The organism is Brevibacillus sp. (assembly GCF_003521185.1).
GTDB classification, from domain to species: Bacteria; Bacillota; Bacilli; order Brevibacillales; family Brevibacillaceae; genus Brevibacillus; species Brevibacillus parabrevis.
Map to the genome: position 1 here is coordinate 26,273 of NZ_DOTK01000027.1, position 15,735 is coordinate 42,007.

The window sequence follows — 15,735 nt, forward strand, 5'->3', positions numbered from 1 at the left end:
CGGGAGAAAGAAAAGGTATCACCGCTATCAGCTTGCGCATGGAAGAGAGGGGAGCGAGCGGCTTTTTTTGTCTCAACTTGCAAAGCTAAAATGAGGGAAATGATTCCGGATTCTGTGGAGTGAGGTGATGAGATGAGATGTCTGCAATCTTGCTTGCGCTTGGCTTGGGCTGGAGCGGTCTGCTGATTGGTTCTGCTTGCATAGCGCTCGGGATGCGGGCAGTTGGCATGCGTGACCAAAAAGAACGCGAGCGATTCAAGAGAGGGGCTTGGTTTATGAAAGCAGTGACAGGGCTGTGTTTTCCCCTTACGTACTGGAAATACGGCTGGACAGGGGAATTGCTGCTCGGCCTATCGCTTGTTTCTTTCCTCGTGCTCGTCACTGTGGCAGACTTGGCTGACCGCCGCATTCCCAATGGCGTGCTGCTTCCTTTTTGCCTGTCCGTTCTTTTGCTGCGCGGATTGTTTCCTTATCAGGGCAGCGATTTTAGCGCTCAGCTGATCGGAGCGGCAGGCGTGTTTCTGCTGTTGTTGCTGATCGCAGTCGTGACGGATGGCGCAATCGGAGGAGGAGACGTCAAGCTGTACGGGGCGATCGGCCTGTTTCTTCCGCCGGATTTGCTTGTGTGGGCGATGATCTACTCGTCTGTTTCGGGGGGATTGTACGGTTTGGCGCTGCTCATAGCCGGGCGGGCGAGCTGTCAGTCAAAGCTGCCTTTTGCACCGTGGATCGCTTTTGGGACGCTTGTCGCCTATTTTTCTGGGGATCGGTTTGCGTAGGCGGATAAAGGGATAAACATGTTGATGTCGAAAATATGCAACTATGATGAAACGACATAGCCGAACCATACCTCATTACGCAGCAGCGCCTCTCTGGAAGTATGCAATCATCCTGACTTTTTTTCTTGCGCTGCTTTTGGGACTGCGCTGGATGTGGTACTCGCTCAATGCAGACCCAAAGCATCCTGATGTAGAGCAAGGTGTCCTAGACATGCGTGGATGGGACTTTGAGCGTTCTCCTTCCATTTCGTTAAAAGGGCAGTGGGAGTTTTACCCGAATGCTTTTCTGAGCCAAAAAGATTTGAAGCAAGTGCCGGAAAGGGAGTGGCAATACGTTCAAGTACCCGGTGACTGGAGCAGCGCTTTTCCGAATGCTGTTGATTCGTACGGCTATGGAACGTATCGGCTGCGGATTTTGGTCGATCAGCAGTTGGAGCAACCGTATACGTTCTGGATTCAGGAAATCGAGGCAGCTTCCCGTATTGAGATTAACGGAGAGCATATCGGTGGACTTGGCGTGCCTGCAACAACAGCAGAGACGACCAAGCCGTGGAAGGCTTCCTACACAGCCACGTATACGGCAGGAGACGCCAAGGTCATTGAATTGCTGATCCAGAGCGCCAATTTTCAGCGGCCGCACAACGGAGGAATCATCAAAGACATTTACTTCGGCTCGCAGGCGGCGGTTGATACGGAGCGGTGGTATTCGATTGGCCTGCAAATGGCGACCTTTTTGATTTTGCTGCTGCACGGGTTGTACGCGGGTATCCTGTTTGTCTTCAAGCCGCGCCAAAAGGAATTTTTATTCTTCTTACTGTTGTTGTTTTGCGTCGCGATCAAGACAGTGATTGACTACGACAACCTGATGCTGCTCTGGTTCCCGATTCCGTACGCGTGGGCGCTCAAAATCGAACTGCTGTCTTACATCTGGCAGCCTTTGCTCATGATCTTGCTGGTGAGAAGACTGTCCAATGCGGGAGGAGAGACAACCTCCAGGCTGTTCCGGGTTTACCTGTTCTTGCTCAGCCTGTACTCGCTGTTCCTTTTGCTGGCATCGTCCGAGTGGGTGTACCTTTCTTCCAAGCTGCTTTCCTTGTATTATTTAGGGCCGCTGCTGCTTTTTGCTTTTATCATTGTCCGCATGCTGATGCGCAGTCAGCAGGATGCGATGTTTTTGCTCATCGCCGCTGTCAGTGTGTATTCCAACGTGATTTGGGGCGTGTTGCAGCAGTATCAGCTGATCGACATGAAAAACGTCTATTATCCTGTTGACCTGATCGCCGCTCTCGTCAGCTTCTCGGCGTACTGGTTCAGAGGGTATTTCCGCCATGCCGAAGAGCGGGCGATGCTGACCGAGCAATTGAAGAAAGCCGACAAGCAAAAAGACCAGTTTCTCGCGCATACATCTCACGAGCTGCGAACGCCTTTGCACGGCATCATGAATATTGCGGAGACGGTCGTCATGAGCGAAAGACACGTCATGGGCAGCCGCAGCACACAAGACATGGAGCTGCTCATCACGATCAGCCGCAGAATGTCCCACCTGCTGGACGATTTGCTGGATGTTGTCCGCTTGCAGGACAAGCATATTGTGCTGGACAAAAAGCCGCTGCGCATTCAGGCGGTCACTTCCGGTGTGATCAGCATGCTTGCCTATATGGCCGAGGGCAGGCCGCTCCAGTTGAAGATGGAAGTTCCCGATTCGACGCCGCCGATTCTTGCAGATGAAAAGCGTCTCGTGCAAATCTTGTTCAACCTGATTCACAACGCTTTGAAGTTTACGGAACAAGGAGCGATCACCGTTTTTGCCGAGGCAGTAGGCAATCAGGTGGAAATTCGTGTGTCGGACACGGGAATCGGAATGGATGAGGAGACGCAGGCGCGAATATTCAAGCCGTATGAGCAAGGCGGCCAAAGAGTGAACAACGGCGGAGGAATTGGCCTGGGGCTTGCCATCTGCGCACAGCTGGTAGAATTGCACGACAGCAAGCTGCAGGTGCATTCCGAGCCGGGCAAAGGCTCGCATTTCAGCTTTCTACTTCCGGTGGTGGCAGAGCCGGAAAGCATGGCAAGCGTGGAGAACAACCGGGTGCGGGAGCGTTCGGGCGAAAAGGCGTACCAGGTGCCTGTATTAACCAAGTCCGTGCGCAACGAGTTTCACCCTTCCTGGTCTTCCCTGCACACGGCGGCCTGTTCATTTGCCGAACGAGGTGCCAACATTTTGGCTGTGGATGACGATCCGGTCAATCTCAAAGTGCTGGAGCGAATTTTGTCGCCGTATCAGATTACGACGTGCACGTCAGCGAGAGACGCGCTTGATCTGCTTTTCGCCAAGCAGTGGGACTTGATTATTATGGATGTTATGATGCCGCACATGTCGGGCTATGAGCTGACGCAGAAAATCCGGGAGCACTTCACGCTGTCTGAACTGCCGATCTTGCTTTTGACCGCGCGAAGCCAGCCGGAAGACATATACACCGGATATTTGGCCGGGGCCAACGATTATATTTGCAAACCTGTCGACGGCATGGAGCTGAAATACCGGGTCTGGTCGCTGACGACGCTGAAACAAACCGTCGATGAGCGCTTGCGCATGGAGGCAGCGTATTTGCAGGCGCAAATTCACCCTCATTTTTTGTTTAACACACTCAGCTCCATCTTGGCTTTGAGTGACATCGATACAGAAAAGATGCGCAATCTTGGAGACGCGTTTACTTCGTTTTTGCGGATCAGCTTCGACTTCCTGAACACAGGTGAGCGGGTGCCGCTCTCCCACGAGCTGGAATTGGTCGAGTCGTACTTGTACATCGAAAAGGAACGCTTCGGCGAGCGCTTGTCCATCGAGTGGGAGGTCGACCCTGGCTGCGAAACCGTGCTCATCCCGCCGCTCACCATCCAGCCGTTGGTCGAAAATGCCGTCAACCACGGCCTTTTGAGCCAGATCGAGGGCGGAACCTTGCGGATACGAATTGTGCGGCAGGAAGACGCTACCCGGTTTGAAGTGCAGGACGACGGTGTCGGAATGAACAAGGAAATCGTGGAGCGAATCCTGGACCTCGCCACGAAGGAAAAAGGCGGAATCGGCGTGTCCAATACGCACCGCAGACTGACGCAAATGTACGGCAAAGGCTTGTCCATCCAGAGCAAGCCGGGGGAAGGGACGACGGTGTCGTTTGTGATTCCCGTCAGAGTGAAATAGTTATCGGTGATCTGTTGCTTGTCTAATCGATGTTTGCTGGTGTCACAAAAGTGATGGATAAAGATATGGTTGATGAAAAAGACATTTTAAATAAAGGAAAACATGTTGAGATGAAGAATACTACAGAAATTGTAACTTACACACAATTAAGTAGAATAATTTTTTTATAAAGGAAGTGGCAATATGAAATTACTATCATTAACTTTTCGAGATAAAACATCTAATTGGGCTATTGAAAAAATAGATTTTAACGAGGTTACTTTGCTTGTTGGCGCTTCAGGAGTTGGAAAGACGAAAATTTTAAAAGCGCTATTAAGCTTGCGAAATCTTACTTTGGGCCGCTCAATGAATAAGGATAGTTTATGTATTTCATGGGAACTAAAATTTATTGAAGATAAATTTATCTATACCTGGTCAGGAGAAACTGAAAGATCAGAATATGATAGTCTATATAATGAGGAGGATAGAGCAGAAGGATCAGTATTTATAAATGAAAAGTTAATAATTCAAACTAAAACAGATACTCCAAAAGTAATTTTTCATAGAGAGAAAAATGAAGTTGTATTTGATGATGATAAAGCCCCAAAAGTAACTTCTACTCAAAGTTGTATTAATATTTTTTCTGACGAGGAACTTATAAAACCAATCAAAAAAGGCTTCAAGAAAATGTTTTTTTTCAATTTCGAACAAGAGAAGATGAGAAGAATTACTGAGATTAAAATGGTACACGAGGGTGATTTTAATGAAGCGTTAGCATTTGACAAGATGAGGGAAATTAATAATCCGCTTCTTGGAAAACTTGCTATCGCTTATGAATATTTTCCAAGAGTGTTCGAACAAATTAAAAATCAGTATATGGATGTTTTCCACTTTGTAGAAGATATTCGGTTTCAAAAAAGTACAATTACGATAGAAAATAAGGAGTTATTGATTTTAGACTTGCAGATTAAAGAAGAAGGGTGTGATTGGATTTCCTATATAGAAATGTCCTCAGGAATGCTAAAAACTTTACTTTATATTGGATTAATAAATCTTGTTCCTGATAGCAGCATTATTCTCATAGATGAGTTTGAAAATAGTTTAGGGGTTAACTGCATTGATCTACATTTAGATACTAATTTTGCCGAAAACACACAATTTATATTAACGAGTCACCATCCGTATATTATTAATAGCATGCCTATGGAAACTTGGAAAATTATCAGTCGTCACGCCGGAAATGTTATAGCCCGAAATGCTAGCGACTACAACTTAGGAAAATCAAAACATGAGGCATTTAAGCAACTGATGAATATTGAAGCATATCTAGAAGGACGATGAAGGCAATGAACCTCTATATACTAGTTGAAGGTAAATCGGAAAAGTATATCTATTCTGCATGGCTAAAACATTTACTTCCTGATTTAATACAAGTAGATTCTCCATATCTAGTAGATATAAATAATTATTACTTATTTAGTTGTTGTGGAATTCCAAGTATCATTACTGATGTTCCTAAAGCTATCGAGGATATGAACGAAATTGGTAAATTTGATTATCTTTTAGTAGCATTAGATGCCGATGAGTTAACAATAGATGAAAGGAGACAAGAGGTAATTGAAGAAATACGAAAACAAAATAGTTCTTTTGATGAATCCAAGTTGATCATTATTGTGCAAAATAGATGTATAGAAACTTGGTGTTTGGGGAATAGAAAAGTATTTTCAAGACAACCTCAAACGCAAGAGTTTTTGGAATGTAATAGTTTTTACAGAGTGAACTCAGATGATCCTGAATTAATGGGAAGGGATTCTAGAGTGAGTAGGACTACTACTATAGCTCAATATCATGAGTATTACTTAAGAAAAATGTTATCTGAAAGAAACATTAACTACTCTAAAGGTAAGAGATCGCAAGCTGTCCAAGAAACTCATTATTTGAATGAACTTATGCTGCGTATTTCAGAAACGGACCACTTGGCATCGTTTAAGTACTTTATTGAGATAGTTAATGGATTAAAGCAACTGCTAGTCCCACAGTCTCAAATTGCAGTAGCAGAAGAAGATATTTAGTATGGAATATTTTTATAGCTTTATCTTCAGTTTCACGAGGAAACTGGTCCTTGTTACCAATGTAAAATCATCTTCTAGGTGCCAGCAATTTCTTTAAAATAATTTGATTTACTTCGGGTTTTGAAGCTAATCTAGGCAAACTAAACTCAAAGCTGTTTAATTTATGAGTCGTCAGTGAAACTATGGGGTTATTCAAATTTCGTGTTATCTATACATTTTTATCTTGTATCTTTTTCCAAAGTGATTGCGGTAGCAGCACTCTATTTAACCAAATTGATGCTGAAGCTACTTATTTGAGGGGGTTAGTTAGCGGTTTCTGAACACATGAATACGCTACTTTTTGGTTTCGATCGATTTTGAGGTCCAGCGCCAAAAGAAAAAATCATTAATTGTCGCAATAAATTTAATAGAAAATTGTCTCGTAAGTAGTTGTTTCGTAATACACATGGCATGATTTGGGTAAATGCTGAAGTTCTTCTGACGGGAATAAAAAGGCTGACAGTCCGCTGAACTGCCAGCCTTTTTCGTATGAATGTTTACTTACTTGCCATTCAAAATCCGCACTTGCCATTCAGCATCGTCATGTTTGACCATGCGCTTCGTCGAAGTAATGATCAGCTCTTTCGGAAGTGGTTCGCTGTCCTTCACCAGCATCGTTCCAGCAAAATGCGCCAGGCCGTTTACGAGTTCGGATTTGTCCGTGTAGAAGTCTGTGTCATGCTCTTTTCCGGTTTCATCTGTGATTGTCCAATACGCAGGAGCTGTTAAGAGCGGCGCGGTATTTTTGCCTAGCGTGATGTCATAGGCGATATGGTGCCCTTCTATTTTCGTTGTAGTGCCATCCGGGTTTACCTTGTATGCGCCATCGTCGTATCCTTCCACATCAACGGCTCGATCAGGGTCCTTCACAAATTTTTTGAAGGTGAAGCGGTCTTCGTGATCTGCGGCGAGCACAGGCTGTTTTTCGAGTTGTTCTAGGTCGATTTTGACGCGAAAATCAGTCGGTTCCTCCGTGTAGACGGAGCCTAGCTTGAAAGACAGCTTCGTTTTGGGATCGATTGGCTGGAAGTAGTGGAAGTTTCGGTAGCCCCCCTCAATCGACTGGAACGGGACGTCTGACATGGAACGAATGTCGTTCTGTGACTTGTTCACTCTCGCGGTAAACATCTGGGGATCGCGAGCGGCAATAACAGTGCCGCGATCATCCACAAGCTCGTAGCTGTAGCTGGCCGATTTGTCGGTGTTTGCGCTCCGGTCAATGACCAGCTCGACCCCTGTTGGGGCAAACGTCATCTCTTGCAACGTAAAAGTAATTCCTTGCGGCGTCGTGTAGCTTTTGTGAATCGCCTGTGAGCGCGTCGCTGCTTTTGCTTTTTGCATATTCACAGGAATGGACAGCTTCCAGTTTCCTTTTGTCTCGTCCATTTGCTGGATGGAGAACTCGACAACAAGTTCGTCAGGAATCTTGCTTGCATCCGGGAAATACGTTTTCAGCTCGCGTTCCAGGAAAAGTTGTCCAGCCATGTTTCGCTGGCTTTTCCACTCGTCGTTCGGGTTTTCCCAGCGTTCTGCCTCAGCGAAATCGGCAGGCTGCAAAATGTTTCCTTGTTTGTCTTTCAACGTCACGACGGGTTTTTTTGTTCCTTGCTGATACATATCCTGCCAGAATACTTCCAGCGGTTTTCCCGCTTGATCGGTGATGGAGGCTGCCAGTTGAATGCGAAGCGGGTCTGCGATTACCTCTTGAACGGCAAACGTGATTCCTTGATCAGTCACTTGTGCCTGCGGGAATTGCGTGAATCCGTTTTGGACTGCCTGGCGTATTCCGTCGTCGCCAAATTGACCCAGGATGGTTTTGGAGACAGCAGGCGCAGGAGCTTGATTGTTTAGCGGCTTGCTTGCAAAGGCAGCATTGACATAGCTGGAAAAAGTAGGAGACACGAGCATTCCTCCTGAAACGACAAGCGCTAATGCCGCAGCGGCAATGGATACATTTTTCATGACGGTCATACTCCTTTTTTTCTGGCGAGCGGGTGTAGCTGTACGGGCATCGGCAGTGCGGCTTAAAATGCTCACAGGATGCGGCGAGAGTGACTGGATGACTTTTTGCTCTAGGTCCGCACTGATTGTTTCAGCCCATGGTTCATTCGCTTGGGCGAGACAGTCGATGTACGCTTCAAGCTGTTGCTGGCAGCGGGGGCAATGATCGAGATGCTGCTCCCACTTTTGTCTGTCTGTTTGCGCTAAACGGTCGTCCAGATAAGCTTCCAGTTCTTGCGGCGAAAGGCAATTCACAGCGGGGCACCCCCTTTTTTCTCCTGCTTTTCAAGCTGTTCCCGCAGCTTTTTGCGGGCGTAGGACAAGCGCATTCGTACGGCATCTGGCGATAACGACAGCTTGCTGCCGATTTCCTTGTAGCTGAGGTGCTGGAGATAGTGCAAATCAAGGATCGTCCTGTACGACTGATCCAGTCTCTTCAGTTGCTGCCATAAAGTGTGGCGTTCTTCTTTTGCCAAATACTCTTCCAGCGGGACAGGGCATTCGTCCTGTAGCTCCATGTTCATTTCCGTTACAGCAGGCGTGCGCTTTCGTTTGCGCAACTCGTCAATTCCCCGGTTGATGGCAATCCGGTACAACCATGCCGGGAACGAGTGGCCCGGGCGATAGTCGGGCAAGCTGTAGTACGCCTTGATAAATACTTCCTGGACAATATCTTCAACTTCAAGGGAAGGGCTCAAGTTTCGCCGGAGTATCGATGCGATTTTTCCTTTGTATTTGTTGACGATCAGAGCATAAGCTTCTTTATTGCCTGCAAGAACCTCCGCAATGACCTCCCGATCGTCCTGCATGATGCAATCCTCCTTGCAAAAAAGGTGCTGCGCAGCACTCGGCAAAACGTTCATGACCGTTTTGCTTGCTTACATTACTATAGACGATCAGCAGCAGTGCCCCCTCTCAAACTTTTTTTGAAAAAGAAAAAAGAGGATGCCTTTTCCGTGAAAAAGACATCCCCGATTTGCAGGCATGATGCGTTATTTACTTCCCTGGCCGCTCGACCGGAGTTTTGTTGATGATGTAATAGCTGACGATCAAAATCAGAATCACGCCGGAGTAAATCAGTGTGTTGAGCGGATTGTGGTGATCGACGATGATCAGGCGAACCATCGCCGTGATGCCGATGTACAAAAAGTAGCGCAGGGGAAAATGATAGTTTTCGCGAAAATACTTCACGATCATGGCGATAAATTCGAAGTAGAGAAAAAAGGCGATGATGGCTTCCAGAAATTCGTTCAAGGTCGAATCGGCAGAAAGCATCATTTTGCCAAAGTGGATCAATTCCTTGACGAGCAGGACGCAGAGGATGACGGCCAAAACAATCAGAGAGATGTTCAAAATCAACTGAAGCAAAGACGGAATCGAGAATTGCCTGAGCACCGATTTGACATAGTTCATGACAGCAGCCTCCTGTTGCAAAAGGTTCGTCCGAGCCAGGTTTTTTAAATGTGTTATACTAATATTAGCTAATTTCGGAATTTAATCAATCTATTTAACGAAAGTGACATACTATTTACAAAAAGTTTGAATACCCGGCTGTTCTCTTCATTTTGCTGGAGCATCCAGGTGTGGAGCGGTATGATGGATGATAAGCACTATGTGAGAAGGAGCGATCTGTCTTGAAGCACAATCATTCCATAGCCGTTATCTCTGACATACATAGCAACGTTTATGCGCTCGAAGCTGTACTCCAGGACATCGATTCACGGGGGATTCAAGCTATCGTCAATCTGGGGGACACGCTGTTCGGCCCGATTGCTCCGGTCGAAACGGCACAGCTTTTGATGAACCGCCCTTCAATCGTTTCCATCATGGGCAATTGCGATCGGTATTTGTTGCAGGATCATTTCGAATCTCCCACCTATGAGTATGTGAAGCCGCTGCTTGGTCAGGAGGTGCTGGATTGGCTGCGGACCTTCCAAAAGTCATATGTGTACGAGGATGCACTGTTTTGCCACGGAACGCCTTTTGCCGACGATGCCTACTTGATGGAAAGGGTGGCGCCGTACGGGACTGACGACAAAAGCGTGACTGAGTTGATGATTGAGCTTGCTGCTGTGCCGCAAAAGATCATCGTTTGCGGGCATACGCACGTGCAGCGGTCCATGTGGCTGCCGGATGGAAAGTGGATCGTCAATCCGGGAAGCGTGGGACTGCCAGCTTATTTTGAGGAGACGCCTTATCCCCACTCGATGGAATCGATGACGCCGCATGCCAAATACGCCATTTTGCAGCAGCAGGATGAGGTGTGGAAGTTGGAACAGGTGTTGCTTCCGTACGACTGTGAACAGGCGGCCCAAAAAGCGGAAGCGGCGGGCTGGATGGATTACGCCCATGCCATTCGTACCGGGCGAGCCGAGTTGTAAGGGAGCAAGCGGTGCGACGAGGGGGTGGCTGCTTGTGGTTGAGGAGCGCGATGCAACGCAAAAAGACGCCAGCACGATACTGGCGTCTTTTTGGCGTCTCCGTTTCCGAAAAACGCGGCGAATGATGCATGTTTATGATCAATGATCAAGCTTTTCCAGGCTGAACGCCGTCCCACTCGCTGCTGTTGTCAGCTGCGCGTTTTTCCGGTTGCTTCTGGCTTTGGCCGCGCAGCGGGATTTCTTTCAGGAACAGAGCGATCACGACAGCGAAGCCAGCCACGATTGCTCCTGTCAAAAAGGTCGTGGTAATGCCGTAGCTCATGGCATCGCGGATCATATCCAGCACGTGAACAAAGGCGGCTTGCGATTCCGGCGATAAGCTGTGCAGAGCTGCTTCGATCTTCGGCTGATCGAGCAGATTTTGCGGATTGCTAAACAGCGCCAGCTTCTCGGCCAAGGCCGGATCGTTCGGCATCGCGCCTGCCTGCCCCATTCCAGCGGAGAGCTGGGTCATTTTCGTGGTCATGCTGGCGCTCATGACGCTGCCCATGACTGCAATCCCGATCGTACCGCCGAGGTTGCGGAACAGCTGGGAAGTGGCGGTCGCGACCCCAAGCTCTTTCGGAGCGACGGCATTTTGCACCGTCAGGGAGAATACTGGCATGGCGATCCCCATGCCCAGTCCGAGAATGATCATGTACAGGACGAGCAAATAAATCGGGGTGCTTGGCACCATGAAGTACATCAGCACCATCCCGGCTGTCATGACGAGCAGTCCGCTGATCGCCATTTTTTTGTACTTGCCTGTCTTCGTCATCAATTGACCGGCGAGTGCCGAGGTCACGAGCATGGCAATCGACATCGGCATGGCGACGTAGCCGGCCATGGTTGGCGAGATGCCTTTTACCCCCTGGACGAAGAACGGCACGTAAATGATCGCACCCATCATCCCGGCGTTCAGGAAGAAGCCGACCAGGTTGGAGACGGTAAACACGCTGTTTTTAAACAAGCCAAGCGGCAGGACGGGCGTTTTTACTTTTGTCTCTGTCCACAGGAAGATGCCCAAAGAGACGACGGTGACAGCGAGCAGACTGATGATTTGCCAGGAGCCCCAGGCGTATTTGTTCGGGCCGTCTCCTGCCCAGGAAAAAGCAAGCAGCATCGGCACGATGGTCGTCGTCAAAAACAGGGAGCCGAAGTAGTCCACCGATTCACCCTGACGTTTTTCCACGCGCGGGAAGTGAAGCAGGATCAAAGTAAAAGCGATCACGCCAATCGGCAAGAAAATCCAGAACACCCAATGCCAGTCCAGATGATCGACGATATACCCGCCCAAGAGCGGGCCAGCCACACTGGAGACGCCGAACACAGCGCTCATGACCCCTGTCCATTTGGCTCTTTCCCGTGGTTCGTACAAATCGCCCATGGCGGTAAAAGCGGTCGACATAATAATCCCGGCACCAGCGCCTTGAATCGCCCGATAGGTGATCAATTGAAAAATCGTTCCCGAGAAGCCAGACAGCAAGGCCCCGATGCTAAACAGTCCAATCCCGGCCAATAAAAACGGCTTTCGTCCATAAATGTCCGACAGCTTTCCGACCAGTACGGAGGCGACTGTTGACGTCAGCAAGTAAATCGTGATCGCCCACGAGTAGTAATCCATCCCGCCCAGCTTGGCGATGATGCGCGGCATGGCGACACCGATAATCGTTTGGTTGATAGCTGAAAAAAACATGGCGGTAATGATCGCAATCATGATCGTAATTTTCTTCTTGTCCGTTAACTCACTCATGCTTGATTCTCCTCTCTTGCGCTTTCGATGTTATGCAAAACTTGGCGGTAGATACGGTTCAGCTGTGCCAGATCTTCGTCTGACAATCCGGCAAACAAATCTGCCACTGTCCGCTTCAGCTCGATTTTGTACTGCTGCAAAACCTCGCTGCCTCGCTCGGTTATTTCCAGATAGACCACCCGACGGTCATGGCTGACACGACTTCGGCTGGCATAGCCACAGGCGATCAATTTATCGGAAAGACTGGTGACGGCTCCGGGAGTAATGCGCAGCTGCTCTGCCAGAGTGGAAGCTTTTTGCGGGCCGTTTTTGTCGAGCATGCGCAAAATCATGGCTTGGGAAGCGGATACGAGCGGGTCCAGGCGCTTGTGCCAATTGGCGGATACACTTCGCTGCACCTGGATGTAGAGCTGTTCGAAATCGGTAAGGGAAGACTGACTGGACATGTTTATCGCTCCTGCTTTCCATGGTTAATAGTATCGTTAGTTAATAATTAATCACATGAAACATTAATTAGTGTAAATGTTCCTTCGTGCGATGTCAAAGCAACCTTTTTCCAATTGGCGAGCGATTTCGATGAAAGTCGAGCAATTTCGGCAAAAATCGGGGAAAAATACGAGTTTTCACAAGGGATTTCATGGAATTTTCTGAGTTGCGATGCTACAATCAGGTTTGTCGTGTTTTTTACCAAAGATAAAGAGATAGGTGGGGATTGTGTTGTTTGCAAAAAAATGGACCAGCGCATTGCTGGCAACGGCATTGATGCTGCCACTGCCTGCTTTTGCTGCCCAAGGGACAAGCCAGGGAGCCGGACAAGCGGGTGCTCCTGTGCAAAAAGCGGCGGTACAGCCAGCGGATGTCGTCCTGTCGGGCGGTGCCGTATATACGGTAGACAGAAACAGAAACTGGGCAGAGGCTGTCGCCATTCGTGGAAACGAAATCGTCTATGTCGGCACGAACGAAGGCGCCAAGGCGTACATCGGAAAAACGACGAAAGTGACCGATTTGAAAGGGCAAATGGTGCTGCCAGGCTTCATCGACAGCCATACCCATGCGAGCAAGACAACAGGACTGATCTATTCCATCGACCTGTTTGACGCAGGTACGATGGAGGAATACACCCAAGTGATTTCCGAGTTTGCCAAAGCGCATCCGAAAGAAGTCGCTTTCCAGGGCCGTGGCTGGAGCAATCCGGTAGCACCTGGCATCGGGCCGCGCAAAGAAGTGCTGGATGCGATCGTCCCTGCGATTCCGATTGCCTTGACTTCCGATGACGGACACTCGTTGTGGGTCAATACGGCTGCGCTGAAGCTTGCTGGCATTACAAAAGAAACGAAAAATCCGGAAGGCGGCATCATCGAGCGCGACCCGAAAACGGGCGAGCCATCCGGGACACTGCGCGAAAAAGCAATGGATTTGGTCCTGTCCAAAATCGGCGGCTACACCGTGCAGCAGTACAAAGCAGGGATCGAGGAATATCAGCACAAAGCGGTTGAACGCGGAGTTACAACGGTTCGCGACCCGGACATGCTGCGCTATCCAAACGTGCTGGAAGCATACGAGGAACTGTCCCGCGAAAACAAGCTGACCATCCGTTTCCGCAATGCGATCACGGCAAACCCGGACAAAGGGCCGGAGCAGATTGCCGAGTTTGTCAAAATCCGTGAGCGCAATCAAAACCCGTTGTTCCAGGTGAACGCGGTCAAAATCTTTATGGACGGCGTTGTCGAAGGTGCTACGGCCTATCTGGAAAAGCCGTATGAGCATAAACATACAAACGGCGAACTGATCTGGAAGCCGGACGTCTACAACAAAACAGCAGCGGCTGTCGACAAGGCAGGCTTCCAGTTGCATGTGCACTCGATTGGTGATGCTTCCACACGGGTCGCGCTCGATGGCATGGAATATGCCGAAAAACAAAACGGCAAGCACGATGCTCGCCACTCTCTCGTTCATTTGCAGCTCGTCAACAGCGATGATATCGCCCGCTTTAAAAAGCTCGGTGCTGTCGGCATCGTTCAACCGTTCTGGTTCATGCAAGAGGAAGGCTACTACGATGAGATCGAAGTGCCATACCTCGGTCATGAGCGCGCAGAGCAAGAATACCCGATGAAAAGCTTCCTGAATCAAGGCGTGCATATCGCTTCTTCTTCCGACTATATCGTGACGCCGGAGTTCAACCCGCTTCACGGCATCCAGCAAGGCATCACCCGGATCGAAGACGGCGTGACAGACCCGGCGAAAATCGCCAACCCGAATGAACGCGCCACTTTGCCTGACATGATCGCCAGCTTTACGATTGACGGGGCTTACGCCAACCACGTAGACGACATTACAGGCTCGCTCGAAGTGGGCAAAAAAGCCGACCTCATCGTTCTGGACAAAAACTTGTTCGAAATTCCGGCCACTGAAATCAAGAATGCGAAGGTCATTTTGACGTTAGTAGAAGGAAAAGAAGTGTACAGCCAAAAGGCAGGGAAATAATAAGGAAAAGAAATGGCCGTCCATGAAGCGACGGTCATTTTTCTTTTAGTCAGTTGACGCCCGATGCAAGAGCATGTCGCACGTCGCATGCCCGTCCAAACTCTCGCGGCCAAAAGGATTCTTGCTGGCGGTCAGGGAACATAAAAGAGGAGATTTTTCCATTCGACTAGATGCGGGAGGTGTTTGATGTGGCTGCACGCGAAGGAATACAAACAATCAAACTGGAGATGGACGCAGGAGGAAGCCCATTCGTCGCCCACACGGCTGTGTTGTGGGATGAGCAAGAAGTGGTGCTCATAGATACAGGGCTTGCAGGTCAGCTGCCGCTCATTCGGGACACGCTCGCTAAGGCAGATATCCCTCTGGAAAAGCTGACGAAGATCATCATTACCCACCAGGATCGCGACCATATCGGCAGTCTGTTCGAGCTTGTCTCATACGGCGAGGGAAGAATCCAGGTGCTTGCCCATGAAGTGGCGATTCCTTATCTGGCAGGGGAAACTGCTCTGTTGAAAAGCGGTGCTTTTGCTACTCCGGTAAAAGTGGATCAAGCTCTTCATGATGGAGATATTCTTCCGTATGCAGGCGGGATTCAAGTGATTTACACACCTGGCCACTCCCCGGACCACATTTCTTTGTACCACATCCCGAGCAAAACGCTGATTTCAGGCGATGCTTTGACAGCAGAGGATGGCGTCCTCCTGTCATTCAATCCGGATTTTACCCCGGACCGGGCAGCCGCGGTGCAATCAATCGCGAAGCTTGCCAAGCTGGATATCGAGAGCGTAATTGCCTATCACGGCGGCGTCTGTACGAAAGATATAAAAGGAAGGCTTGCCGAGCTGGCCGAAACGACTCCGGCATGAATGGAACTGGCAGGCCCCGTCCCTGCTTGTGACGGCTGGTTTTTGAAGGAGTTGTTTGTCGGTTCTGATTCTATTGGAAAGCTTAACAAACAACGCATGGGGCGAACCTGTGCGTTGTTGTTTTGGTGCGCCCAGCATGGGCG

12 protein-coding genes are annotated in these 15,735 nt (G+C 49.0%); 7 read left to right on the forward strand and 5 right to left on the reverse strand.

Going from position 1 to position 15,735, the window contains the following annotated elements:
- The first annotated feature begins 137 nt into the window (after nucleotides 1–137).
- The 4 genes from DEP07_RS06550 to DEP07_RS06565 all read left to right on the forward strand — a co-directional run bounded on the left by DEP07_RS06550 (nucleotide 138) and on the right by DEP07_RS06565 (nucleotide 6,029).
- The gene (locus DEP07_RS06550) at nucleotides 138–779 is read left to right on the forward strand and encodes a prepilin peptidase (protein WP_287102278.1); all 642 of its coding nucleotides are present in this window, start codon (nucleotides 138–140) and stop codon (nucleotides 777–779) included.
- Between the two features lie 43 nt (nucleotides 780–822).
- Nucleotides 823–3,978 carry a hybrid sensor histidine kinase/response regulator gene (locus tag DEP07_RS06555; RefSeq protein ID WP_287102279.1) on the forward strand — a complete coding sequence of 1,052 codons (3,156 nt, stop codon included), beginning with the start codon at nucleotides 823–825 and terminating at the stop codon, nucleotides 3,976–3,978.
- A 183-nt stretch (nucleotides 3,979–4,161) separates the two neighbouring features.
- Nucleotides 4,162–5,298, forward strand: coding sequence for an ATP-binding protein (locus DEP07_RS06560; protein ID WP_287102280.1), 1,137 nt, complete (start codon nucleotides 4,162–4,164; stop codon nucleotides 5,296–5,298).
- A gap of 5 nt (nucleotides 5,299–5,303) precedes the next feature.
- Nucleotides 5,304–6,029, forward strand: coding sequence for a hypothetical protein (locus DEP07_RS06565; RefSeq protein WP_287102281.1), 726 nt, complete (start codon nucleotides 5,304–5,306; stop codon nucleotides 6,027–6,029).
- A gap of 540 nt (nucleotides 6,030–6,569) precedes the next feature.
- Here the strand turns inward: DEP07_RS06565 and DEP07_RS06570 are convergent.
- From DEP07_RS06570 to psiE, 3 genes are all read right to left on the reverse strand, one after another.
- The gene (locus tag DEP07_RS06570) at nucleotides 6,570–8,324 is read right to left on the reverse strand and encodes a DUF4179 domain-containing protein (protein ID WP_287102282.1); all 1,755 of its coding nucleotides are present in this window, start codon (nucleotides 8,322–8,324) and stop codon (nucleotides 6,570–6,572) included.
- Nucleotides 8,321–8,878: an RNA polymerase sigma factor gene (locus DEP07_RS06575; protein ID WP_122966333.1), complete on the reverse strand. Its 558-nt coding sequence runs from the start codon at nucleotides 8,876–8,878 to the stop codon at nucleotides 8,321–8,323. The genes DEP07_RS06570 and DEP07_RS06575 overlap by 4 nt, the downstream gene beginning before the upstream one ends.
- Before the next feature lie 187 nt (nucleotides 8,879–9,065).
- Nucleotides 9,066–9,482 carry a phosphate-starvation-inducible protein PsiE gene (gene psiE / locus DEP07_RS06580; RefSeq protein ID WP_173597161.1) on the reverse strand — a complete coding sequence of 139 codons (417 nt, stop codon included), beginning with the start codon at nucleotides 9,480–9,482 and terminating at the stop codon, nucleotides 9,066–9,068.
- Between the two features lie 221 nt (nucleotides 9,483–9,703).
- Between psiE and DEP07_RS06585 the strand changes: the two genes are divergently transcribed.
- The gene (locus tag DEP07_RS06585) at nucleotides 9,704–10,450 is read left to right on the forward strand and encodes a metallophosphoesterase family protein (RefSeq protein ID WP_287102283.1); all 747 of its coding nucleotides are present in this window, start codon (nucleotides 9,704–9,706) and stop codon (nucleotides 10,448–10,450) included.
- Between the two features lie 145 nt (nucleotides 10,451–10,595).
- Here the strand turns inward: DEP07_RS06585 and DEP07_RS06590 are convergent, their stop codons facing one another.
- Together DEP07_RS06590 and DEP07_RS06595 are read right to left on the reverse strand one after the other, a co-directional pair.
- Nucleotides 10,596–12,242: an MDR family MFS transporter gene (locus tag DEP07_RS06590; RefSeq protein WP_173597159.1), complete on the reverse strand. Its 1,647-nt coding sequence runs from the start codon at nucleotides 12,240–12,242 to the stop codon at nucleotides 10,596–10,598.
- The gene (locus DEP07_RS06595; protein WP_173597158.1) at nucleotides 12,239–12,688 is read right to left on the reverse strand and encodes a MarR family winged helix-turn-helix transcriptional regulator; all 450 of its coding nucleotides are present in this window, start codon (nucleotides 12,686–12,688) and stop codon (nucleotides 12,239–12,241) included. The genes DEP07_RS06590 and DEP07_RS06595 overlap by 4 nt, the downstream gene beginning before the upstream one ends.
- A gap of 271 nt (nucleotides 12,689–12,959) precedes the next feature.
- On the opposite strand from DEP07_RS06595, the gene DEP07_RS06600 reads away from it, so the two are divergent.
- Together DEP07_RS06600 and DEP07_RS06605 are read left to right on the forward strand one after the other, a co-directional pair.
- On the forward strand, nucleotides 12,960–14,726 hold the full coding sequence (locus DEP07_RS06600) for an amidohydrolase (protein WP_287102284.1): 1,767 nt from the start codon (nucleotides 12,960–12,962) through the stop codon (nucleotides 14,724–14,726).
- 188 nt (nucleotides 14,727–14,914) lie between these two features.
- Nucleotides 14,915–15,592 carry an MBL fold metallo-hydrolase gene (locus DEP07_RS06605; RefSeq protein WP_287102285.1) on the forward strand — a complete coding sequence of 226 codons (678 nt, stop codon included), beginning with the start codon at nucleotides 14,915–14,917 and terminating at the stop codon, nucleotides 15,590–15,592.
- The last annotated feature ends 143 nt before the right edge of the window (nucleotides 15,593–15,735 follow it).